The sequence below is a fragment of the Ureibacillus endophyticus genome (assembly GCF_024159215.1).
GTDB lineage: Bacteria > Bacillota > Bacilli > Bacillales_A > Planococcaceae > Ureibacillus > Ureibacillus endophyticus.
The window spans coordinates 3,197,368-3,220,561 of sequence record NZ_JAMYWW010000001.1 but is presented as its reverse complement, the minus strand read 5'-3'; the positions used below and the strand labels follow the sequence as shown (position 1 = coordinate 3,220,561).

General features: G+C 33.6%; 23 protein-coding genes, 1 pseudogene and 1 riboswitch. Of the genes and pseudogenes, 18 read left to right on the top strand and 6 right to left on the bottom strand.

The window, feature by feature from the left end:
• Positions 1 to 109 precede the first annotated feature (109 nt).
• The 8 genes from NKR20_RS15925 (at position 110) to NKR20_RS15895 (ending at position 8,839) form a co-directional block, all read left to right on the top strand.
• The gene (locus NKR20_RS15925) at positions 110 to 577 is read left to right on the top strand and encodes a nitrous oxide reductase accessory protein NosL (protein ID WP_253427540.1); all 468 of its coding nucleotides are present in this window, start codon (positions 110 to 112) and stop codon (positions 575 to 577) included.
• A gap of 287 nt (positions 578 to 864) precedes the next feature.
• Complete coding sequence (locus NKR20_RS19475) at positions 865 to 990, top strand: hypothetical protein (protein ID WP_301285948.1); 126 nt, start codon at positions 865 to 867, stop codon at positions 988 to 990.
• A 386-nt stretch (positions 991 to 1,376) separates the two neighbouring features.
• Positions 1,377 to 2,321: an AAA family ATPase gene (locus NKR20_RS15920; RefSeq protein ID WP_253427538.1), complete on the top strand. Its 945-nt coding sequence runs from the start codon at positions 1,377 to 1,379 to the stop codon at positions 2,319 to 2,321.
• Positions 2,318 to 3,478 carry a DUF58 domain-containing protein gene (locus NKR20_RS15915; protein ID WP_253427536.1) on the top strand — a complete coding sequence of 387 codons (1,161 nt, stop codon included), beginning with the start codon at positions 2,318 to 2,320 and terminating at the stop codon, positions 3,476 to 3,478. Before NKR20_RS15920 ends, NKR20_RS15915 begins: the two co-directional genes overlap by 4 nt.
• Positions 3,475 to 5,667: a transglutaminase TgpA family protein gene (locus NKR20_RS15910; protein WP_253427534.1), complete on the top strand. Its 2,193-nt coding sequence runs from the start codon at positions 3,475 to 3,477 to the stop codon at positions 5,665 to 5,667. Before NKR20_RS15915 ends, NKR20_RS15910 begins: the two co-directional genes overlap by 4 nt.
• A 29-nt stretch (positions 5,668 to 5,696) precedes the next feature.
• A riboswitch (purine riboswitch) is annotated at positions 5,697 to 5,800 on the top strand.
• A gap of 118 nt (positions 5,801 to 5,918) precedes the next feature.
• Positions 5,919 to 7,469 carry a glutamine-hydrolyzing GMP synthase gene (gene guaA / locus NKR20_RS15905; RefSeq protein WP_253427532.1) on the top strand — a complete coding sequence of 517 codons (1,551 nt, stop codon included), beginning with the start codon at positions 5,919 to 5,921 and terminating at the stop codon, positions 7,467 to 7,469.
• Positions 7,470 to 7,631: 162 nt separating this feature from the next.
• Complete coding sequence (locus tag NKR20_RS15900; RefSeq protein ID WP_253427525.1) at positions 7,632 to 8,564, top strand: tyrosine-type recombinase/integrase; 933 nt, start codon at positions 7,632 to 7,634, stop codon at positions 8,562 to 8,564.
• 20 nt (positions 8,565 to 8,584) lie between these two features.
• Positions 8,585 to 8,839, top strand: coding sequence for a hypothetical protein (locus NKR20_RS15895; protein ID WP_253427523.1), 255 nt, complete (start codon positions 8,585 to 8,587; stop codon positions 8,837 to 8,839).
• A 718-nt stretch (positions 8,840 to 9,557) separates the two neighbouring features.
• Here NKR20_RS15895 and NKR20_RS15890 read toward each other — a convergent pair.
• The 5 genes from NKR20_RS15890 to NKR20_RS15870 all read right to left on the bottom strand — a co-directional run bounded on the left by NKR20_RS15890 (position 9,558) and on the right by NKR20_RS15870 (position 11,699).
• Entirely contained in the window at positions 9,558 to 9,860 is a 303-nt protein-coding gene (locus tag NKR20_RS15890) for a hypothetical protein (RefSeq protein WP_253427521.1), read from the bottom strand.
• Positions 9,861 to 10,139: 279 nt separating this feature from the next.
• Positions 10,140 to 10,775 (bottom strand): hypothetical protein, encoded by a 636-nt coding sequence (locus NKR20_RS15885; protein WP_253427519.1) that lies wholly within the window; start codon positions 10,773 to 10,775, stop codon positions 10,140 to 10,142.
• Entirely contained in the window at positions 10,775 to 11,035 is a 261-nt protein-coding gene (locus NKR20_RS15880) for a hypothetical protein (protein ID WP_253427517.1), read from the bottom strand. The genes NKR20_RS15885 and NKR20_RS15880 overlap by 1 nt, the downstream gene beginning before the upstream one ends.
• Positions 11,032 to 11,448, bottom strand: a complete 417-nt coding sequence (locus NKR20_RS15875; protein WP_253427515.1) for a hypothetical protein — start codon at positions 11,446 to 11,448, stop codon at positions 11,032 to 11,034. The genes NKR20_RS15880 and NKR20_RS15875 overlap by 4 nt, the downstream gene beginning before the upstream one ends.
• Positions 11,445 to 11,699 (bottom strand): hypothetical protein, encoded by a 255-nt coding sequence (locus tag NKR20_RS15870; protein WP_253427513.1) that lies wholly within the window; start codon positions 11,697 to 11,699, stop codon positions 11,445 to 11,447. The genes NKR20_RS15875 and NKR20_RS15870 overlap by 4 nt, the downstream gene beginning before the upstream one ends.
• A 365-nt stretch (positions 11,700 to 12,064) precedes the next feature.
• Here NKR20_RS15870 and NKR20_RS15865 point away from each other — a divergent pair, with 365 nt between their 5' ends.
• The 10 genes and pseudogenes from NKR20_RS15865 (at position 12,065) to NKR20_RS15820 (ending at position 22,089) form a co-directional block, all read left to right on the top strand.
• Positions 12,065 to 12,787 (top strand): winged helix-turn-helix domain-containing protein, encoded by a 723-nt coding sequence (locus NKR20_RS15865; protein WP_253427511.1) that lies wholly within the window; start codon positions 12,065 to 12,067, stop codon positions 12,785 to 12,787.
• 241 nt (positions 12,788 to 13,028) lie between these two features.
• Positions 13,029 to 13,868 carry a TIR domain-containing protein gene (locus tag NKR20_RS15860; protein WP_253427509.1) on the top strand — a complete coding sequence of 280 codons (840 nt, stop codon included), beginning with the start codon at positions 13,029 to 13,031 and terminating at the stop codon, positions 13,866 to 13,868.
• A 574-nt stretch (positions 13,869 to 14,442) separates the two neighbouring features.
• Complete coding sequence (locus NKR20_RS15855; RefSeq protein WP_253427507.1) at positions 14,443 to 14,997, top strand: recombinase family protein; 555 nt, start codon at positions 14,443 to 14,445, stop codon at positions 14,995 to 14,997.
• Between the two features lie 533 nt (positions 14,998 to 15,530).
• Positions 15,531 to 15,860, top strand: coding sequence for a hypothetical protein (locus tag NKR20_RS15850; protein ID WP_253427505.1), 330 nt, complete (start codon positions 15,531 to 15,533; stop codon positions 15,858 to 15,860).
• A gap of 519 nt (positions 15,861 to 16,379) precedes the next feature.
• Positions 16,380 to 16,763, top strand: coding sequence for a helix-turn-helix domain-containing protein (locus NKR20_RS15845; protein ID WP_253427503.1), 384 nt, complete (start codon positions 16,380 to 16,382; stop codon positions 16,761 to 16,763).
• Positions 16,764 to 17,162: 399 nt separating this feature from the next.
• Positions 17,163 to 18,374 (top strand): DEAD/DEAH box helicase family protein, encoded by a 1,212-nt coding sequence (locus NKR20_RS15840; protein ID WP_253427501.1) that lies wholly within the window; start codon positions 17,163 to 17,165, stop codon positions 18,372 to 18,374.
• A 293-nt stretch (positions 18,375 to 18,667) separates the two neighbouring features.
• Positions 18,668 to 20,494 carry an ATP-dependent nuclease gene (locus tag NKR20_RS15835; protein ID WP_253427499.1) on the top strand — a complete coding sequence of 609 codons (1,827 nt, stop codon included), beginning with the start codon at positions 18,668 to 18,670 and terminating at the stop codon, positions 20,492 to 20,494.
• Between the two features lie 312 nt (positions 20,495 to 20,806).
• Positions 20,807 to 20,983 (top strand): annotated as a pseudogene (locus tag NKR20_RS15830) (GMP synthase (glutamine-hydrolyzing)); the annotation flags it as partial.
• Between the two features lie 355 nt (positions 20,984 to 21,338).
• Entirely contained in the window at positions 21,339 to 21,644 is a 306-nt protein-coding gene (locus NKR20_RS15825) for a hypothetical protein (RefSeq protein ID WP_121215147.1), read from the top strand.
• Positions 21,645 to 21,933: 289 nt separating this feature from the next.
• Entirely contained in the window at positions 21,934 to 22,089 is a 156-nt protein-coding gene (locus tag NKR20_RS15820; RefSeq protein ID WP_253427497.1) for a hypothetical protein, read from the top strand.
• 57 nt (positions 22,090 to 22,146) lie between these two features.
• On the opposite strand, the gene NKR20_RS15815 is transcribed toward NKR20_RS15820, so the two are convergent.
• Entirely contained in the window at positions 22,147 to 23,184 is a 1,038-nt protein-coding gene (locus NKR20_RS15815) for a hypothetical protein (protein ID WP_253427495.1), read from the bottom strand.
• Positions 23,185 to 23,194 lie beyond the last annotated feature (10 nt).

Genomic DNA, 23,194 nt, shown 5'->3' with positions numbered 1-23,194 from the left:
AGGTGTTTTTTTCATTTGAGATTCGGTATATATTGATTCCTTTAAAAATATATATATTATCGTTATGATGTGAAACAACAATTGATGGGGTTTCATAGGAGTGTTTAATATGATAAAGGGGCGTACATGGATGAAGTGGAGATGGATGATTGTTGTTGGTTTATTATTGATTCTTTCAGCTTGTTCATCAGATAAACCACGGGAAATTAGTTCAAATGATGTATGTAAGGCGTGCAATATGGGATTAACAGATGTAAAATATGCTGCTCAACTCGTAAAAGATAATGGGGATCAAGAGGTGTTTGATGATATTGGCTGCTTAATGGAATATATGATGGACATCGATTCATCTGAAGTGAGTGCTGCTTTTGTAATGGATGTATCAAAAAAGAAATGGGTAAATGCTGAAAAAGCTACATATGTATACGCAGAAACAAATTCAACTCCAATGAATTATGGTGTAATTGCATTTGACTCTAAAAAATCAGCAGAAAAATGGGTAGAAGAGCAAGAGATTGGCGAGTTATTAACGTATGATGATTTACATGATTTTGATTGGGGAGTTCATAATCATTAGTCGTCGAAAAAGGATGAGGTTAGAAAATAGAGTGTCTGAAAACTTGTTTTGAGACACTCCATTTGTGACGAGGATAGTGGAAATTTATTTCTACTACCGCAGGAACATTTCTTCTGCGCAAGGATGGTAGGACCAACGCAGGAGCAAAGCTTAAGCTTAAATATTTACTATAAGAGAAGTAGGCTGTTCAGTAAATTTTCCACTTACTGGACAGCCCTATTTTTATTGCGTAATAATGGATGGTTTTCGTAATTTTGCGAGATTGGGGAGAAAGGATCTTCTTAAGCATGATGAAAACAAAAATGATAAGCGTGATGAAAACGAAAATGACAGTGAAATCGGTGGAAAACGGTATTCATAAGCATGATGAAAACGAAAATGACAGTGAAATCGGTGGAAAACGGTATTCATAAGCGTGATGAAAACGAAAATGACAGTGAAATTGGTGGAAAACGGTATTCATAAGCGTGATGAAAACGAAAATGACAGTGAAATCGGCGGAAAACGGTATTCATAAGCATGATGAAAACGAAAATGACAGTGAAATTAAGAGAAAATCGTCTTCATAAGCACGATGAAAACGAAAATATCACTTAATCTGAGAGATATCCGTCTTCATCCACCCTGAAGGAAACAAAAATCCACAAAATCGGTCGTAACCCAATATTTCCAAAACAATACAATTTTTTAACGTAGCAAGGTTGCTATTAGTTGTATTCAGCTTCATTTTTCGTTTATGCTTGAATTGTATTTTTGTGTGTATATTCTGACTTTTGTTGCTCGTCTAGGAGGTTTTTTAATGCATAAACAGATTGAAACAATCATTGAAAATATAGAAAAAGTCATGATAGGTAAACGGGAAGTCGCTGAGTTGAGTGTTGTGGCACTTCTTGCAGGAGGGCACGTATTATTAGAGGATGTACCAGGTGTCGGCAAAACGATGATGGTCAAAGCCCTTGCAAAATCTGTAGGTGCGGAGTTTAAGAGAATTCAATTTACTCCCGATTTATTACCTTCTGACGTAATTGGTGTATCGATATATAATCCAAAAACACTGCAATTTGAATTTCGACCTGGGCCGATTATGGGGAATATCATTTTAGCTGACGAAATAAATCGTACCTCTCCCAAAACGCAATCTGCTTTGTTAGAAAGTATGGAAGAAGCGTCGGTGACAATTGATGGAGAAACGTTAGATATTGGGAAACCTTTCTTTGTTATGGCTACACAAAACCCTATTGAGTATGAAGGTACATATCCGTTACCGGAAGCACAACTGGATAGGTTTTTATTAAAAATTAAAATGGGTTATCCAAACGCACAAGAAGAAATTGAAGTGTTACGTCGGGCTGAGAAAACGCAGCCAATTTTTGATTTAACACCAGTTATCACACTGGATGAATTGTTAAAATTACAAGATGAAGTAAAAGAAGTATACGTGGAAGATTCAGTGAAAAGTTATATCGTTCAATTAGCAAGAGCAACGAGAAACGTTTCCGAAATCTATTTAGGAGTAAGTCCTCGTGCATCGATTGCCTTGATGAAAGCTTCTCAAGCCTATGCGAAAATGCAAGATCGAGATTATGTAAAACCAGATGATGTTCAGTATTTAGCGCCTTTTGTTTTCGGACATCGCATTATTTTAAGACCAGAAGCACGATATGAAGGGAAAACAACAGAAGACATATTAGAACGAATCATTTCAAAATCTGTTATTCCCATCAAAAGGTATGCCGAACAATGAAGAAGGTAAAACGTATTTTAGGCGGTGGTGGTCGATTCATCGTCTTACTTTTTTTAATTGCAGTTACATTTAGCTATGCGATGTTCCAAGGTGGCTTTGTCAGCTGGTTTCTTTTTTACTCGATAAGCCCATTTTTACTATATTCTTTATTACTTTCCTTTGCACGAATACATATAGGGGAAGTGCAGCGTGAAATCAAACCTTCTAAACTTCATCGCGGTGATTCTGCTTCCGTGACAATCAGTTTTCAAAATAAATCTTGGTTTCCGTTTGTTTTTTTAACGGTCAAAGAGTTAGGTTCAACTACTGGACCAAGTCAAATTTTTATCGCTGGTTGGAAAAGAAAATTTGAATGGACATACGAACTTCAAAATGTTGAGCGCGGTGCTATCCACTTTAATGGCTTACACGTTACAATAACTGATTTTTTTGGATGGACAATACGGAATAAATTTATTGAAGAAAATAAAACTATCCTCGTATATCCGAAAATATCTGAGATCAAATATAAACCATTCCAATTTCAGTTTGAGTATGGCAATATGAATGCTCCCTTTTCAATGGTAAAAGACTCAACGTTAGTGAATGGGGTAAGGGATTATCAAGCGGGAGATAAGTTTTCTTGGATTCATTGGAAGTCCTTTGCTAAAAGTGAAACGCTTCGTACGAAAGAATTTGAAGATCGACAAACGCAAGAACTGATGCTTGTGTTGGATCAATCATCGGAGAAAAACTTTGACGATGTAGTAGATTTAGCTGCCTCAATCGTTACAAGTGTTGTTAAAAATCATGGTGATATTTCATTTTTGTCTACGGGCAAAAAGGATTACTATTTTCCAAGAATAAAAAACCACAACCAGTTGGAAAAAGTGATGCAGCATTTAGCAACAACTCAACCTACTCCTAACAAATCCGTTGAAGCGGTATTGGCGAATAAAGTAGGATTCATTAACTCTGCTGCATTAATTATTGTTACAGGTGAAATTACGGAACAATTAAAACAATTTTTCGCAAAAAGTTCTAACTTTACTCGCGGGGTTGTTTGCTTTGAAGTAACAAATAAAGAAAAGCACAATAGAAGCATTTCCAATGTTAAGGTAATCCCACTATCAAAAGGAAAATTCGAACAAGCCTTCACGGAGGTGATGAAGCCGTGAAAAAAAACGACTTTAATCTAGTTGAAATAGCAATTTATTATGGTATTGTTTTTATCATTTTAAGGGAATGGCTTATTCCTATCATGGAATTAACGGGGACAGGGCATATGAATCTTATTTTACTTTTCATTGCGCTATCTCTACTTTTAAGTCTTTTCCGGATTCATTTTGTTATTTCGATGGCTCTTAAACTAATTTATATTGGCTGGTTCATTGTTTATGTGTATAGTGGATATTCGATTTTATCTGGTGAGGGAATCCACTTTTTAATGGCTGAATTTAATGCGAATATAACCTTGCTACTCCAAGCGAATTGGGTAGATGTGACAGATCCGTTTAGAACATTATTATTTTTAATTCTTATATGGATGTTAATTTATTTAATTCACCATTGGATTACCGTACGGATGTCTATTTTTTATTTCCTTGTTCTTACAGTACTATTTGTAGGTACTTTGGATACATTTACAGAGTACAACGGAACATATGCCATAATCAAAATTATCTTGCTAGGGTTAGTAACTATCGCATTTCTATTTTTGAAACGATTAATTGTTCAATCGGATATAAAGGTGGATTTGTCACACTATTTGAAACTCATCATACCAGTTATACTTCTTATCGGGCTTTCAGGAATAGCTGCAATATTTCTTCCAAAAGCAGAACCTCAATGGCCAGATCCAGTTCCATTTCTAAAAGCAGCAGCTGGAAAAGGTGGAAATGATGAAGGGGTAAAAGGTGTATCGAAAGTTGGTTACGGAGATGACGATAGCAATTTAGGTGGACCTTTTGTAGCGGATGATGCAGTTGTTTTTACTGCTCAATCTGAAACAAAGCAATATTGGCGAGTAGAAACAAGAGATGTCTATACTTCAAAAGGTTGGGAGAAATCCGCTTATTATGCTGGGGCATCAACTGTTTATGATCCATATATGAATATTAATCATTCATTACCAATTGGACCTGAGGAAGGGACGAAACAAGCAACAATCTTGATGCTTTTTCCCCATGAATTTGTAGTTCAGCCTTATGGTTTAAAATCAGTGGGTGTAACAGAGTCAAATGAAGGAATTCAATTTCTAGTGGATGATAATTCTGAAAAAATTACACCACTTGCTTATAAGAAACCAACGCCGTTAAATTACTATACTGTTGACTATAGTAAACCTGTTTATCTCTACAGTGATTTAAATGATTCTTCACTTGAAAATTTAGATCCAGAATTAGCGAAACGTTATTTACAATTACCTGAAACACTACCAGAACGAGTGAAAGAACTGGCGGCATCCGTTGTTGAAGGGGAAGAAAGTGTTTATGACCAAGCTCGAGCAATCGAAATGTATTTTAAGTTAAACAATTTCCGCTATGATACAGACGATGTAGCGGTACCGTCTGAAGATCAAGATTATGTAGACCAATTTTTATTTGAGACAAAGATTGGATATTGCGATAACTTCTCAACTTCAATGGTCGTTATGCTTCGATCAGTAGGGATTCCCGCAAGATGGGTAAAAGGATTTGCAGGAGGAGAAGTAATTGATACAAACGGTAATATGAAAACCTATGAAGTGACAAACAATGATGCTCACTCCTGGGTAGAAGCGTTTATTCCGAATGTTGGTTGGGTTAATTTTGAACCAACGATTGGATTTAGTAATTCAAGAGCGATTGATTATAATATTGAAGTTCCTGAAACAGAACGGGATGAATTAACAGTAAATGAAGAAGAAACCGAACCAGATGAAGTAGTTGAGGATAAAAAAGATGGACCACAAAAAAAATCAGCTGGTAATAATGCGTTGTGGAAAACCATCAAAGAATATAAATGGGTGTTTTTCATTAGTTTTATCGTACTTGTTGGGGCTCTATTGTTCCTTTACGTAAAAAGAAAGAGTTGGATGCCAAAAGTGTATGTAAAATTGAATGGAAAAAAACATTTAAATGAGTCATCTTTTGAATTAATGTACTTACAATTGCTCAAAATATTAGAGATGAAAGGTTTCAAACGCCAAGAAGGACAAACGTTACAAGCATTTGCAGCAGAAATCGATCGTTATTTTGAAACGAACCATATGGGGAAATTGACAAAAGCATACGAGCAAACAATCTATGCGAAGGAATCGACTAATGTTGACTTTGAACAAATGAAAGAAAGTTGGGAATATTTAATCAATCGGGCAACTAGTTGATTTTAGTATATACTAAGAGTAAAATTTAGAAAAAAAGTATAGGCTGCCTTCATATAGGTCCGATAATATGGTTCGGATGTTTCTACTAAGTTACCACAGTAATAACTTATCTATGATGGCGGGTGCTGTTATGTATTTTGGTGTACCCGCCTTTATAGCTTTAGAAAATGAACGCGTCAGAAAGAACTCTTTTTGAACGCGTTTTTTTACAAATATGAGGCATCTTAAGAAGAATAGAAGAGGTGTAAAGCGTGACAACCCCATTATTAAAAGAGCAAGAAAAAATTGTCGTACTCGATTTTGGTAGCCAATTCAACCAATTAATTACTCGCCGTATTCGTGAATTTGGTGTGTTCTCTGAACTACATCCACACACAATTACAGCTGAAGAAATTAAAGAAATGAACGCTGTTGGGATTATTTTCTCAGGCGGTCCAAACTCAGTTTATGACGAAAAAGCATTCAAAGTAGACGAAGCAATTTTCGATATAGGTTTACCGATTTTAGGTATTTGCTACGGGATGCAATTAATGTCTCATACTTTAGGCGGTAAAGTTGAAGGTGCAGACCATAGAGAGTACGGAAAAGCAGAAATCAATGTGACTGTAGACAATAAATTATTCGGAGATCTTCCAAAAGAACAAATCGTTTGGATGAGTCATGGTGACTTAGTAACGGAAGTACCAGCAGGCTTTGAAGTAATTGCTACAAGTGCATCTTGTCCAATTTCTGCAATGCAAAACGTAGAACGCAACCTTTACGCTGTTCAATTCCACCCAGAAGTACGTCATTCTGTTTATGGAAATGACTTATTACGTAACTTTGTATTTGATATTTGCCAAGCTAAAGGCGACTGGTCTATGGCAAACTTCATTGAATTAGAAATTAAAAAAATCCGTGAACAAGTTGGAAACAAACAAGTTCTTTGTGCATTATCAGGTGGGGTAGACTCATCAGTAGTAGCAGTGTTAATTCACAAAGCAATTGGTGACCAATTAACATGTATGTTCGTGGATCACAACTTAAACCGTAAAGGCGAAGTTGAACAAGTAATGAAAACTTTCACAGAAGACTTCGATATGAAAGTAATCAAAATCGATGCGCGTGAACGTTTCATGAATAAGCTAAAAGGTGTATCTGATCCAGAGAAGAAACGTAAAATTATCGGTAACGAATTTATTTACGTATTTGACGAGGAGTCTGCAAAATTAACAGATATGGACTTCTTAGCTCAAGGAACTCTTTATACAGATATTATCGAATCAGGTACAGCAACAGCTCAAACAATTAAATCTCACCATAATGTTGGTGGACTACCTGAAGATATGAAATTCGAATTAATCGAACCATTAAATACATTATTTAAAGATGAAGTACGTGCTTTAGGTTTAGAGCTTGGCCTTCCTGAAGAAATCGTATGGCGTCAACCATTCCCAGGTCCTGGTCTTGGTATCCGTGTACTTGGTGAAGTAACAGAAGAGAAATTAGAGATCCTTCGTGAAGCTGACTACATTTTACGTGAAGAAATTAAAAATGCTGGTCTTGATCGCGACATTTGGCAATACTTCGCTGTATTACCAGACATCCGTTCAGTAGGCGTTATGGGTGATGCGCGTACGTACGATTACGCTGTAGGTATCCGTGCCGTAACATCAATCGACGGAATGACTTCTGACTGGGCACGTATCCCATATGATGTACTAGAAAAAATTTCAGTACGTATCGTAAACGAAGTAAAACACGTAAACCGCGTGCTGTATGATATCACATCTAAGCCACCAGCAACGATTGAGTGGGAATAACCAGTTAATTTTTAGTGAGATTAAACTACTGTAAATGTTGCTATATCAATGTTTACAGTGAGTTTTCGCTAAAAATAATTGACTACCACTAGCTACTATTTGTTATTAAAAATAAACTCTCTTTTATTCATGTGTTTTGAATGAATAGAAGGGGGTTTTTTTGTGTCTAAAATTTTAGAACTAATAGACGACTTTCGGCTGAATCAAGAAATCCAAGATAGGAAGCCAGAATATATAACATTGTGTATGTATCGCTTAAATCGTTGGTACGAATTTATGCTAGAGGAATTTTCAATTTCAGAAGTTGAAGATGTTAAGCCATTACACATGAAAAAATATATACAACATTGTCAGCAGTTGGGAATTGAAAAGCAGATAACAATAAATGGTAGCTTATCTACATTACGTGTATTTTTTAACTATCTTGTTGAAGAAGAGTTTATTGACGAGTTTGATAATCCAATGAGAAGGATTAAGAATCTCAAAGAGGAAAAGCGGGTTATCAGAACATTTAATGATGATGAGGTTCAAAGAATCATTAGTGATGTAGCAGAAGAAACATATTCAAACATTAGAGATAAATTAATCCTAATTATGTTATTTGATACTGGGATTCGTGTAAGCGAACTTTGTAGTATTAGGGTTCAAGATGTTTCGACTAAACAAATTCTCATTCATGGTAAGGGTTCAAAACAAAGACTAGTTTATATAAGCAAATATATGCGTAGGTACATGAGGAAATATGAAGCATTTAAGAAGGAACGATTTAAGCATAAACATCCTGAAGAAATAGAAGATTATTACTTCTTAGACCAATGTGCAGTAAAGCTATCACGTTCAAGAATTAACAAGATTTTAAAACAACATTGTAAAAGTGCAGGTGTTAGAAAAGAAGTAAGATGTTCTCCGCATGATTGTAGACATTATTTCGCACAAAAACAGTTGAGGAATGGGATTGATGTTTATAGCTTAAGTCGATTATTAGGACATTTTGATACACAGATAACCTCAAATTATCTTAGAGGTTTGGACCAAGATGCAATACTTGAAATGGGTAGAATCAAGTCACCACTCAACAAGATGAAAATTAGATGAGATTAAAGGGAGTGAAGAAAATGGAGTTAAGAACAAGATACAAATTACACGATTTAGAGGATGCTAGATATTATTTAGAAGCACGAAGTCACTATTACAAAGTTTCAGAAGGTAAAAAGGTATACATGAACTCCAAGTTAGAAGGGGGAAAAGACGATTCGATTTTAGTGGAAATTGGAAATGGCACCTATCAATTTAATTTAACTCTTGGTGCTGAAGATGGGGAAAGATTTGCATTAGCATTGTTAAATCTGTGCCATGCAATTAGATTTTGATTAAATATAAGCATAAAAAAAGCCACCTACTCTCGCAAAGTAGGTAGCCTGTTAGTAAATCGACTCTAGTTCACCGCTAAATAAACTGAATACGATATACCTTTACTTGCATCCATTTTATCGAAAAAAAATGAGATTTGCAAGGCTTCTTAAATGCACCCTTTTTTAGGTACTATCGCAACGTGGAATGCCTAATAATACGTTGTAAAACTAACCTTGATAGGTTATGACTTAACCGATGCAATAACTAAGTCTAGGACACAAATAATAGTATCCTTGTTTACTAGTGTGTCTGAATGGTGCTGACGACCAATTTGAAAGGTCAGGAGTGGAAGGTCTGAATAGCTATGGCTATTGCAGAATACATCACAGATTGTAAATGTTGCTGAGTTCCTCAAAGAAGAAGGATAGGCATTTACGGATATGCTAAGGAAGTGTGTTACGAGTTACGAGAACTATCGGGGGCAGAAGTAGATAAGTAGATGTATTGAGAGAAATCTCGCATTAACAAGGGCATACATACGGATACCTGAAATGAGGGATTCATGTAATTAAGGGATGATGCAATGTCTGTCTATGTTTCAGATTCTATTAAATTAGACTCTGAAATGTAGGCAGACATTTTTGCACCAGCCGTTGTCCTGAACTCAGGCTTCATGATAGGGGTTAACAAATAAATTACAAGTGAAAATTCTTAAGAAATTAATAGTTTCCATTTCTATTGAATATTAAATGTTGCTTCCAAAGTATAATTGTCTGTTGGCATATCGTGAATTAGATGTGTTAAGTAACCAATAATTATTTCTTCAATTTCTTGATTAATTTTATACTTTGTACCAAGTGATAATAGGGGAACAATATACAATAGCTTTAGTCTATTCAAATAATGGTATTTATCACTGTTGAATAACTGTCGTAGTTCCAATACTTCTTTAACACTGATACCATTAAACGCATCAAATATAACTTCTGTTAGTAAGTTTTCATGTTTAGGATTTTCTAAGTTGAATTTTGTTTTCATTTTCTTCTCCACCTTTTCTTTTAGTTACACTCTAGTAACGGGATATAATCTTATTTCAGACACTTTACTAAATAACTTATTCAGGGATTAATCTACAACAAAGGAGGTAAGGTCTAGTTCATAGAATTAATTCAGGGTGTCTTTGGTAGAAGGCAATAGTTTTTAGGGGATATAGAAGTAATAGAGGGATTTTATAGGGAGTGGGAGAAGGCTGGGTATAAAAATAGATGCCTAGAAAATATTAGTATTCAACTAATAAATCCTAGGCAATTGTATTTACTATAAGTCTTTTTTATACGCATACTTCTTCAGGTAATCATAGTCGTTTGATGAATATTGATTTGTAATGAATCGTCTAACTTCTTGTAGTGATAGTTGTAAGTCAGTAATCTTTGACATATCAATACCACTATAAATATTTTTCTGAATACCTGATTCTTGTAAGATATATTGTAACTGTGCATCAACATTGTCAAGTTCTCGTATTGTTTCTGATTGTTTCAAAATTTCATCTACATATTGTTTTTTAGCGTACATCATATGTGAATAGCATTTTTTTTCAGATAGTCGCTTATCTACTGTAAATAGCTTTCGTACTTCAATAGCTTTCTCTCCGATTTGATACTTGTATTGGTGAATAGCATTAGAAAGTATAAGTTTTTCTTCTTGTTTCTCTAGTAGCTGTTCTTGAAGTTTTTCAAGCTTGTTTTTTAATTTAGTGACATTTGATGAATCTAGTCCCTCAAGTATTACTGCATTTTGACCTTTTGGAATCTCAACTTCTTGGAGGAAACGGATTTCTAGTTGAAGATATTCAATAGTGGTTTCACAAGTTTTAACCTTTTCATTGAGGTCCTGAAGTTTATTATAGTAATCACTGATAAATTGCAATGCTTTTTCCTTGCTAGTTGTCATTATTCCTCACTCCCTTTTAATTGAGTATCGTGGATAATAAATGTAGGTTCATACTGTTTAAATAAAGGTAAATCCTTTCGACTAACCATAGCGATGCCTTCACGGAAGTAATATCCTAGACGATTCCCTTCAAATCGGTGTATTACTCTCCCTTTTGTAGTTTCAGAAATGAATGGTGGACACTCAACTTTTACTAGTTCCTCACTAGAAAAATAGTTTTTAAGATATTTTAAGCGGTCTGAATTGATTGATTTACTCATTGTTTTTCATACTCTCTTTCTACAAATATTTGAAAAGGTTGTATATGTTGAAGTTTATTTTTTTCTTTGTAACTGCTAATGCTTCTAGTCATTGTATTGTTCAGACCAGAAAAGAATAGTCGTTTACTAATAAGGGTACGTACTACACGGTTATAGCTTCTCTTATTCATCTGTTTAAGTGACTGTAAGCTACTTACCGATTTAACCTTATGTTTGAGTAGTAACTGATTGAAAACCTTTTTAACCTTTATATCAAGTGATTCTAACGGTGCTTCACTCATGTTAACTTCAATGCTTTCAACTCTTTGTATAAGTAAATCCAGCTTTAAGTTACGGATTTCAGCATCGTTTTCATGGTTAAATTCAGTAGATATGTCGGCTAGTTCCTGAAGTAGTTCATCAATTAGCATCATAGTTGCTTCACCTTCTTTGTCATGTGATGTATTAAAGCTAGTTCTGTATCAGTTAATCCGTATTGAAGGAATAAATCTAAAATGATGTACCGCTGATACTCTTTGAAGCAATCATTTTTCAATAGGTAGAGAACGTTTTGCCTCGTACAAGATAACCTCCCTGCAATGTGTTTGTATTTCAGGTTGTATATCTTTAATAAAGCTACGATTGTACTAGCATCTAATTTCTGTATTAATTGCTTCTTGTCCACACGAAATCACCTCCACACATAAACCTAATAAAGTACAAAAAAAGAACAGTTCAGCCATTTGCCAAACTGTTCCAAGGGGATGTTTATTGATATTTACCATGTCCTAATGATAAGAAGCGGTAGAACTACTTCTCTAGCATTAAACACGCTTAGAATGGCTTTTCTTCTACATATAAGGAGATTTGTAATCAAACTGTAACATTCAAAATAGATAGTCAGAAAAGAAAACTTTTTTCGTTATTGGTGTGACAAAAGGGGATATTTCTCGAATATATATATGTAAGCTTGGGTGGTACACCTACAGCAATATACTATATATACTCTAGTCACTATCTCCAATACAGTAATGAAAGAGGTAGTAACAAATGAGTGCTAAACTGACTAAGAATTTTAGCGAGATAGATATTAGGGAAATGCTGAAAGCTGATTCATACCAAGAGTTAATTGCAAAAATAGATACAAGGCTGAAGAAGAAGAAGTACTCAAGTTCTAAGATTAAGTGGATATGGAAAATTCAGAGGATATTTGAGAACCTCGATTATACAACTTTAGAGAATGGATACGTTACACAAGATTATACAAAGTTACATAGGATGTTTGAGTTTACCATACAACAGAAAGCGGATTGGTATGAGAGAAGATATTGGAGTGTTAGGCTATCATATCATGATTTTAAAGCAGAATTATGGAAGATTACCTACGATGCATTGGAGTACTATGAATCAGTACAGGATATAGATTGTGAATTTACCTTAGTTGAAACCTTAGAACTCTTTTGGAAGTATCGTATGAAGGATTTCATTAAGAGTTGCCTTTACACAGAGAAAAATAAACCATGGTACACTGCGACAACTCTAGCAGATGAATTTGATGAGTTTTGGGCTGATGAATCACTTAATCCTGAACAACTATATTTGATGAAGGAAACAGTAAATGAAATGTTTAATCATCCATCGTTATCTGATACAGAAAGAAAGCTACTTGAGGTAATTTATGATAATCCAGACGGTAGTTACAGGGAATGGGGAGAGGAAATTGGCATCAATCATCCTGAAACAGTAAGAAGGCATATAAAATCTCTTAAATGAAACTAATAGGTTATGTTAAGTAATATCCTTGTCCCGAATTTGGTACATCGTGAGGTTGAAAATGCTGTATTAATGGGCTTAGAGAGTTTACGTTGTCCCGATATTGGTACAATAATGAATTTTAACAATTAGCATCTTAAACTCATATTTTTGTCGGTTTTACCAATATTATGTAGGAATATTTGGTGATATTGTAGAATAATATAAGCAATTACATTTCACATTTGTAGGAGGAGTAATAGTGTTATATCACGTTTTTATGGAAGTAACTAATATACCAGGTAAGAAGGGAAATCAAGAACTTTTTGAATTTGATAAATTTGAAAAAGATGAAATTATTGAGGAGATAATTATACCTTATCTTAAAAAAGAAGATATCCAATTTAATGGATACTTTCTAAAGCATAATTACGTAGTTCGAATAGTTGTGAAAACGACTACGGAATATCCTAATATAATTGCAGACAAGATTAATAGCGGTAAACAATGGTCATTTCTCGATAGAGAAGACATTGTAAAAGGTGCTGAACATTCAGTAGATATAACTAAAGAAATATTTGCGGAAGCGAGGCAAGTGCTGGAAATGAGGGGGGAATTTGATAGTAATATCCAACCTAGTAATGAAGAGATAGATAAGAAAAAAGTATTTATAGTTCATGGACATGATGAAGCTGTAAAAGCATCAGTTGCAAGATTTTTAGAGAAGCTAGATTTAACACCAATAATACTTCATGAACAAGCTAACCAAGGGAGAACAATTATTGAAAAAATTGAAGATTATACAAATGTTGGATTTGGAATTGTGCTATATACCCCATGTGATATAGGCAAAGCAAATTCAGATAGTGAATATAAGCCTCGTGCAAGGCAAAATGTTGTTTTCGAACATGGATATTTAATCTCTAAACTTGGAAGAAACAATGTATGTGCACTGGTGAAAGATGATGTTGAAAAGCCAGGTGATATTTCAGGTGTTGTGTACATTCAATGGGACTCTGGGAATGGATGGCATTTTGAATTAATAAGAGAACTAAAAAGTTCAGGCTATGAAGTAGATGCTAATGTATTATTTAATTCTTGATTGTTGTGATTTAAACAGCAGTAAAAATAAATTTCCCCGTCTCTCAAGTTAGTAATGTTTTGAGGGCATGTTTATGAAATTGTTGTAGAATAAAAGGTTTAGGTTATGGGTTATACAAGCTTAGTAGTGGGCATGTACTGAACTAGTTACTTTTTACAATAAAACTTTACAGAACAAAAAAAGCGATTAATACTTTTCTGATTTCTAGTTATTGAAAATTAAAATTTGAAAACAATTCCTGATTAATTTATATGATGGTTCTTCCCAATTAATCGATATAGGTGAAGTACCTGATTATATTAAGAATGACAATCAGGCTATGTTCAACTACATGTTAAGAACGCTGATAGAACAGGGTATTAACGTTTATGAAATTGTAGTAGTTGAAACTATTGAAAGTAATACATATATACATTAGGTAGTAATTAAAGTCACATTCAGAAGGAGTGTGGCTATTCTTTTTATTCTAAAAGTGTCATAACCTTTAAGATTTGACACCGATAACTAGACACAGTATTATCAAGGTATTATATGGTGTCACAACCTAGTGTCAAAAGTAGAGGGGAAATACACAATGAAATATGGGTATGCACGAGTGAGTACAGTAGCACAGGATTTAGAAGCACAGTTACAAGCACTTGAAAAGGAAGGGTGCGAGGAAATCTATTCAGAGAAGTTTACTGGAACAAAAGCAGATAGACCGCAATTTAATGCACTCTTAGAACGCTTGGAAGCTGGTGACACGCTTGTTGTTACTAAACTAGATAGATTTGCACGTTCTACTATGGATGCAATTGAAACAGTAAAAAAGCTATTTGAGAAGGGTGTAAAGGTACATGTATTAAACATGGGATTAGTTGAGGATACACCGACAGGAAATCTCATTTTTACTGTTATGAGTGCATTTGCACAGTTCGAGAGGGATATGATAGTTGAACGTACACAGGAAGGTAAAGCCATTGCTAAACAACGTGAGGACTTCAGAGAAGGTAGACCAAATAAATATACTAAAACACAATTAGAACACGCTTTAAAGCTGTTAGAAAGCCATTCCTATAAGCAAGTTGAAGGAATGACAGGAATCTCAAAAAGTACGCTTATAAGGGCTAAGAAAAAGCAAATAGAATAGTTTAATTTTCCCTACTAATTCAATTTTGGTAGGGATTTTTTCGGTAGGTAGACATTCATATTCCTTCAGGGAATACGCAATAAAGCATAATAAAATCTAATAAAATTAATTATATTTACAGCTTATATACCGTACTAGCCTATGAAAATAGTTTCGTATTCCCTTTTTAATGGGGGATAGGTAGGAATAAAAACAGCTATTGAATATTAATAAACAATTTTGGTACATAAAATCAATTTAAAACTTTCAGAAAATACACAGGGGGTATACATGGGGGTGCCATATATCCCGACATGCAAAAAAGAGTGGTGAAAAAATTTTCGTTATTTTTTTTAAAATCGGAAGTATTGATTAAGTTTTGATGGACGTATGAAATAGTAAACTTGCATATTATCCATTTCATTTGGATTAAAAAATGGAAATATATGTACCTTTTAATTTGACCTTTTCTGACTATTTAGATAATATATAAATGTAATTAAATGGTAACAGTGCTTAGTTCAACTGCCTTCCAAAAATATGGGGAGGACTTTATGGAGTTGAAGTTATTATTAAAAAAACTGTTATCGAATTTTACTGGGTTAGGCATTAAAGATTTATCCGAAATAATAATTGGTGTATTAATTGGTATAATTGCAAAGTTTCTTGATGTACTATTGAATGGTTCTTCTAGTTTACTAATTACTTATTTTGGTATTTTAATTTGTATATGGGGGAGAAAATTTTTTAGTAACAAGGATTTTACAATGAGTAAATACATCGATATAAATTCGGTGCTACAAATTGCCATTCGGTGTTTGTGGGTAATTTTCTTTTCAAAGATAATTTTAGAATATTTGGAAATTTACAGTTCAATTATTTGATGTGTTAATACAACGAATACAATAATCTACTAATTGGAATAGGTGGGGTACTTTGACACTGTTACTTAATTACGTCCCTATTAAATTCCGATTAGAAAACTAGATTATTAGTATCTCGTAATTTAGAAAAGAAAGGAGATGAGATAATGTGATTAACAAGATTTTCTTGTTCAACAAATGCATGTTAGTTAACAAGCATATTTGCATGTTATTTAACAAGCAAATTAATAATGCAAATATTATTGAAAGGTTTTAGCCTAACCTGTAGAAATAATCGATAGCAGTAATTTTTTAGGGTGTATCCGTGATTAGGGTACACCCTTTTTAAATTTGAGGAGTTTTACTGGTTGGGAGTTAGTTGAAGGAATAATTGATTGCCCTAGAGTAAGAATACCTTCTACAATTAGCTAAACTAAAATTATTTTTCATTGTATAGGTCTGAAATGAAATCCTCTGCCGTTATTGGTGTGTAAGGGGTTGAAATTCTTCTTAACAACAAAAATGAAAGAGGTTATCGTAATGGAAAAAACACAATGGATTGATACACAAATTAATGAATGGGCTGAAGTAGGAAATGAATGCAGACTAAAGCGTAAAGAAATACGTGTTAGTGCTAAAGCAGTTGCATCATTATTAGGGGTATCTGTAAACAGAATTTATAGATTTGAAAAAGGTCAACCAATTCGTGATGCAAAATTACTAGAAAATGCATATCTTTTAGCATTGGACAGCATTTCGAACTGTAAGGGAGATACAATTATTGTTGAAAATTTAGTAGATAATAAGGTAGTTGTAAATACTGAAGTTTCACTTGAAAAGGCTACTAAGAAAGAATACGTTAATAGTACTAAGGCACAACAGAATACTGTATTTAACCGTCTATTATCTAAAATATTTGGATAAGAAGGTAAACACCTCTAACTATTGGGATGGGGAAGTAGAAGACCAGCATATAATTATGTTGGTTTTTTATTTATATTGCTGTAATTCGTTATAGTAGCCTAACGGCTAGTGTCCAGCATAGCTGTCCACACCTTTATAAACTATTCATTAAAATTCCTAGGATGTAGAAGATGTAGAAGCTTTAGCTTCGTACAGATTCTAATTCTAGATGGGTTTATAAAGGGCGATTAGCCCTTATACGCTATTAACTGTTTAACCACTTTTTATATACTTCCTTTAAGGGGGGATGCTTGAAACCCTTGTGGCTGTAAGGTCGAAAAATCAATTAAGCACTTTTGAAGTAGTTAAGTCTGATTATTCCTCTTTTCACGTTATTGGTTGTGAAAGGGGGAATCAGTTTTGAAAGCTATTAAAATTGTTGATTCTATTATGGGAAGTGGAAAAACAACATGGGCAATTCAGTACATGAATAATGCAGATAGTGATAGAAGGTTTATCTACATAACACCATTCTTATCAGAAGTTAAACGGATTAAGGAGAATGTTACTAGTAGGAAATTTGTTGAACCTGTTAATTATGGTAAGGGTAAATTGGATAACCTGAAGAAGCTTATACTGAACGATTGCAATATTGTCAGTACTCATGCATTGTTTCAAAATGCTGATGAAGAAGTTATACGACTTTTGAAAGCAAGTAACTACACGTTGATATTAGATGAAGTAATGAATGTAGTAGAACAGTACGAGTTGAATAAAGATGATATACGGTTAATGATTCAAAATGAAATGATACTAGTTGATGATGAAACAGGATTGATTACATGGAATAGTGATGGGAATTTTCAGGACACGAAGTATAACAATGTGAAGAATTTAGCCAAAACTGAAAACCTGTATTACTTTCAAAAGTCCATTTTATTTTGGACATTTCCAGTAACAGTTTTCACTTCATTTAAGGAAGTGTACGTAATGACCTACTTGTTTGAAGCACAGGAACAGAAGTACTATTACGATTTATACCAGTTGGATTACGTGTATTTAGCGGTTGAAAGGGACGTTGAAGGAAAGTACCAGCTAGTTAGCCATGAGGGTAAGAAGCCATATGATAAAAGTAAGCTGAAAGCATTAATCAGTATCTATGAAGGAAAGTTGAATAATATTGGTGAAGTGAATAGTCTATCAATGTCATGGTATAGGAGAGAGAAGAATGCATTATTAGTAGAGAAGATGAAGCAGAATCTTTACACTTACTTCAGAAATAACGCTAAGACATCATCAAAGGTTAATATGTGGACATGCTTCAAGGATGACAAAGCTAGATTGAAGGGTGGGGGATATTCGAAAGGTTTTGTTTCACATAATGCACGTGCTACAAACGATTATCAGGAAAAGGAATCGTTAGCGTACACAATTAATCGTTATATGCATCCATATAAGAAGAATTTCTTTAAATCACGTGGGGTAACAGTTAATGAAGATATGTATGCTTTGTCGGAACTGATACAATGGATTTGGAGAAGTAGGATACGGAAGGGTGAAGCTATTAACCTTTATATTCCTTCTAGGAGAATGAGAGAATTATTAATGAATTACCTAGATACTGAATTGTAAAATATCCTCCAAATACAAAGAAAAGCACCCGTTTTAGTTTTACACTGATTCAGGTGCTTCTTTGATAAATTGTCTATTCTCTAATGCATCGGATTTAAGAGTGTTTATAAGAATATTGTTTATAGCAAAGCTTTTTAGGAAGTGTAGATAGTGTGAGTGAATAGACATATAGTTATTTTCGAACCAGTTAAATAAATACTCAAGAATGTTACATAATTTGTAAAATTTTATAGAATATTGTAATCTCTTAATTGTTATTATTAGTATAACAAAGTTAAGAGGGAGATAAAGTTATGAAACTATCAGAAATTATAATTCAAAATTTTAAAGGAATTGGAAGCCCAGTAAATATAAAAATTGATAATATTGTTGCACTAATTGGGAATAATAATGTTGGTAAAACAACTATTTTAAGTGCTTATGAAGCTTTTGCTGATAGTGGTTACAAATTAAGTAAAAAGGACTTTTTTGAAGAGAATATTCAAAATACACCGACTATTATTGGTGTATTTGAAAATGTTACTCCAGAAGATGGTGGTATAGCGGAAAAATGGATATATGACGATGAAGAAAATAATTTTAAAGATTGCATAAAGGTTAAATATGTTTGGGAAACACCTGACACAACCCGAAAAAAATATTCATTTGACCCTGAAATTGGAGACTTTGTTCCAAACGGTACTGGAGGTATAGATGCAATTTTGTCAAGCCGAGTGCCAACACCTATTAAGATTTCACCGCTTGAAGACCCTGCAACTTTAGAAGGTAAGATTCTAGCAATTTTAAATGAGGCAATTAAGGCGAACGCTAATGAAAATCAAGAAAATGTACAACGATTAATTACTCAAATTGAAGAATTAACCGAGTTAATTAAAAGAGACATTTCAGATGAAATTGATATAGCAACTGGTTTAATAGCAGAACAACTTAATAAGGTTTTTCCTGAATTTAACCATGTTGAAATTGATATTCAACCAAATAAAATCGAAACAGAAAAATTAATAGCTGCTGGCAGTATGATAAGGGTAGGAGGTGCAAGTCCAAATGGTGAACAACAATATAGTGTCCCACTATCAAATCATGGTACAGGATTACAAAGAACATTCTTGTGGTCTGCTTTAAAAATGTTAGCGGAAACAGGAAAGTTAAAGCGGGGTAGAAACACTATTCCAAATACTGCATCAAAAATATTACTAATAGAAGAACCTGAGGCTTTTTTACATCCTAAAGCTATTCGTGAAGCACGTGAAGCATTATATGCAATTGCGGAATTAGAGGGTTGGCAAGTTATGACAACAACACATTCACCAATGTTTATTGATTTAACTAAAGACCATACAACAATTATTAGAATTGAAAAAGATTCCAAAGATAGTAGAACAATTAAAACCTTCTCAACTGAAGATGTAAACTTTACTGAAGATGAGAGAGAAAACTTGAAAATGTTAAATTTCTGCAATCCCTACTTTAATGAATATTTCTTTGCGAAATCAAATTTGTTAGTTGAGGGTGAAACAGAATACACAGTAGTAAAATTAATACAAGAAGTAGCTGGGATAGGTTCTGATTTGCATATCTTAAATTGTTTTGGAAAGGGGAATATTGTAACAGTTTCAAAAATATTAAATCATTTTAATGTGCCTTATTTTGTTCTCCATGATGCGGATAATCCGACAACTTTGAAAAAGGTAAATGACCCCGAAAATCCAGGCAAAAAAGTAAAGAAAAAAGTTAAGAATGGGGCATGGACTAATAACTATAAAATTATTGAAGAAGTTAATAAAGGAAGAGAAAAAGGACTAGATATTAAAACCTTCATATCAGTACCAAATTTTGAGGGAGAGTATTTGAATGGAGTAACTGATTCATCAAAGCCTTATGGTGCATGGAAGTATTTTAAAGAAAATTATAGTGACTTGAGTAACGTAAATGTACAGAAATTTTTAGGGTTCTTGTCCTATGTGAACCGAATTTCTGATATCCCTCCAGCTTTAGTGTATGAAACAATTGAGGATATTGAAGTTAAGGTAAAAACTTATATTAATGAAATGGGGCTAGAGGGTAATGATTTATGGGATTTAGACCATTATAATGCTAATAAATTAGAGGCCTCTAAATAAAAGAGATATTAACAATCAGGGTAATTAAAACTTAATAGCAGGTTAACCGTATGAACAGGTTTAGGGGTGTCTAATAACTATTATTGATGAATTTCTGAATTTTACTGGTTTAAGGTAAATTAGAAGACTTTTAATCTGAAACTTTCCAGAGTACCTGTTTCATCATTTTTATGAAATGTAAAACCACTTGTCACTTTAGAAAGTGGTTTCTTATGAAAAGCTAATTGCGGAATTACTAAAAACATGCTACTATTTGTATACAAATCTACATGAAATTAAGAAGTTTTACATTAATATATAATAGTAGAAATATACGCTGTAGGTATCCGTGCCGTAACATCAATCGACGGAATGACTTCTGACTGGGCACGTATCCCATATGATGTACTAGAAAAAATTTCAGTACGTATCGTAAACGAAGTAAAACACGTAAACCGCGTGCTGTATGATATCACATCTAAGCCACCTGCAACTATTGAGTGGGAGTAAAATTTTTTCAAGTTGTACTTGAAAAAATTTCTGCGTCGAAAGCGTAGCGACAGACGCACAATATACTTAATGAAAAGCCATCCGATTTATCGGGTGGCTTTTAGAGTAAACTTTATTAGGAAAAAGGAGCAACTGCACCGGAGAATTTTTTGCTATAGCAAAGCGAGCATTTCGTACGAGCATGCGTAGCAGCGCAGGAGCACAATATACTTTATAAAGCCATCCGCAATTAGCGGGTGGCTTTTTATTGAATAAATATTATATCTGTAAAGTTACTAAATGTGAGTGAGAATGCTATGATTAACCAAAATGTAATTAATTCCAAATAAATTTATATTTGAAATGGAGAATAATTATGATTTGTACGGTTTGCCAAACGAATTATCATTTCCAGCGTAATAGCTGGCGTTTTGAAGGGTGTTCTGAAAATGGTGAAGGAATTTATATCGTTGAAAGCCACGTATTTACACCTGATATTTTACAAGCAATATTAGAACATGCTATACAAAATGAAACTGTTGTAATTTCAGTAGATGCTTATTTAGCAGAATATACTGAGTGTGAAGGTTGCCAACGATTAAATATCCAGTTAAACAAAGAGAGACATGCATTGTTAAACTTACCTAAATATGAAAAAATTATTTATTATGATTCCTTTTAAATGATTTAAGTGAAAAAATGCATATTATCTTACAGAAGAAGATGCTATATCATTGCTTAACTATAATGATACCAATCCAATATAAAATAGTTAATTATTGATTCATATAAATATAATCCCAGATAAAAAAGATCCGTAGATGAAAAAATTTGTGCGACGAGTATTCGTAGCAGCAAAATATACTTTATGAAAAGCCATCTGATTTATCGGGTGACTTTTAGCGTAAACATTTTTAGGAAAAAGAAGCAACTGCACCGGAGAAACCTCTCGCGATACAACGAATGAAACGGTGAATTCATTTGAAGTGACAAATGGAAGTACACAAAGTATCGCAGCAGCAATTGAAGAACAATCAGCCTCTTCTGAAGAAATATTGAGTATTGCAACAGAGTTAAACGAGTCAGTTCAAAAGCTGAATTCTCAAATTGATCATTTTAAATTATAGTTAAATTGTCTTTCAATGGTACTCAAAAAACCCCATTTCTCTTATATGGAAATGGGGTTATCTATATTCCTTCATCTGCTCTCTAAACTGTTCAATAAATGCATCTATATTGTCAGTATTTACATAGGTCGCATATTGTAAAGGTTGTCCGTTGTTGAAAGCGACAATATCTTTCGTAATGTATGTCCCTGTACTTGGATAAAAATGATTTGTATCAAAGTAATTATTTACATTTAAAGAGATATCATTAATCGTTGTGAAATTCACGACACCATTAAAAACTTCGATACACGCTTCTAACCAGTCTCGATAAAGTTGTATTCCGCCCTCTTTTTTAAAAATTTTCGCCAATCGCTCATGAAAAAAAGGTGGAGAATAAACGATAAACTTACTGTTGGGATTGGCTTCTTTAATGTCATAAAGCGCCTTTTTGTATTCCGTTAAATCCTTTGCCTCTTTAACTGAACCCAATTTCTTTAACCCTCTATTAATGTTGGATTGTACGGTCTTGCTATCTACCGTATCTAGGGAGACAACATTGTTTCGATCATAGATGCGAAATCCTTTTGGGGTTTCATCACTTGCATTGTTTTTCGCTTTTTCGTACGTATCAAAGGAAAATAACGATTTGATAGAATACAATGGTGCATTCGTAGTTTCGAAATAAGTCTCTGGCTCTGGATAACTACTAACCAACGCTTCGTCTAAATTACCTGTTGGATACAATTCTAAAATGATTGTTTCAAACTCTTTTTTATTCTGTTCTGTCGCATATCTTATATATGGTCCATACTCGCCTAAAGTGAGCGACCCTGCAGAAAAGTTATACACTGACATATCCTTAAAATCGTACTGGTTAATATAGGTTGTCCTGCTTGTCCCAACAAGCAATGAGTCAAATTGATTTTGATGTGATATATAATTAACTTTTAATTGGCGTTCATCAAAGGCAATTTGGCTTTCATTTGCCTTGTTTTGATGATTAAAATTCCATAATGGATCAACGTAGTAATTATAAAAAATCATATATAGAAAAGGGCTGCAAAACAGAGTTGTTAAAATTGCTGTCGTTAAAAGCCATTGTTTATAGTTCATGCGAAGCCCC

Bases quoted from the DNA above. Each gene is read 5' to 3' on its own strand.
- NKR20_RS15890 (WP_253427521.1), bottom strand. From the start codon at position 9,860: ATGAAAACAAAATTCAACTTAGAAAATCCTAAACATGAAAACTTACTA.
- NKR20_RS19475 (WP_301285948.1), top strand. From the start codon at position 865: ATGATGAAAACAAAAATGATAAGCGTGATGAAAACGAAAATGACAGTG.
- NKR20_RS15815 (WP_253427495.1), bottom strand. From the start codon at position 23,184: ATGAACTATAAACAATGGCTTTTAACGACAGCAATTTTAACAACTCTG.
- NKR20_RS15875 (WP_253427515.1), bottom strand. From the start codon at position 11,448: ATGATGCTAATTGATGAACTACTTCAGGAACTAGCCGACATATCTACT.
- NKR20_RS15850 (WP_253427505.1), top strand. From the start codon at position 15,531: ATGGAGTTGAAGTTATTATTAAAAAAACTGTTATCGAATTTTACTGGG.
- NKR20_RS15835 (WP_253427499.1), top strand. From the start codon at position 18,668: ATGAAACTATCAGAAATTATAATTCAAAATTTTAAAGGAATTGGAAGC.
- NKR20_RS15865 (WP_253427511.1), top strand. From the start codon at position 12,065: ATGAGTGCTAAACTGACTAAGAATTTTAGCGAGATAGATATTAGGGAA.
- NKR20_RS15925 (WP_253427540.1), top strand. From the start codon at position 110: ATGATAAAGGGGCGTACATGGATGAAGTGGAGATGGATGATTGTTGTT.
- NKR20_RS15845 (WP_253427503.1), top strand. From the start codon at position 16,380: ATGGAAAAAACACAATGGATTGATACACAAATTAATGAATGGGCTGAA.
- NKR20_RS15880 (WP_253427517.1), bottom strand. From the start codon at position 11,035: ATGAGTAAATCAATCAATTCAGACCGCTTAAAATATCTTAAAAACTAT.
- NKR20_RS15885 (WP_253427519.1), bottom strand. From the start codon at position 10,775: ATGACAACTAGCAAGGAAAAAGCATTGCAATTTATCAGTGATTACTAT.
- NKR20_RS15915 (WP_253427536.1), top strand. From the start codon at position 2,318: ATGAAGAAGGTAAAACGTATTTTAGGCGGTGGTGGTCGATTCATCGTC.
- NKR20_RS15895 (WP_253427523.1), top strand. From the start codon at position 8,585: ATGGAGTTAAGAACAAGATACAAATTACACGATTTAGAGGATGCTAGA.
- NKR20_RS15920 (WP_253427538.1), top strand. From the start codon at position 1,377: ATGCATAAACAGATTGAAACAATCATTGAAAATATAGAAAAAGTCATG.
- NKR20_RS15825 (WP_121215147.1), top strand. From the start codon at position 21,339: ATGATTTGTACGGTTTGCCAAACGAATTATCATTTCCAGCGTAATAGC.
- NKR20_RS15855 (WP_253427507.1), top strand. From the start codon at position 14,443: ATGAAATATGGGTATGCACGAGTGAGTACAGTAGCACAGGATTTAGAA.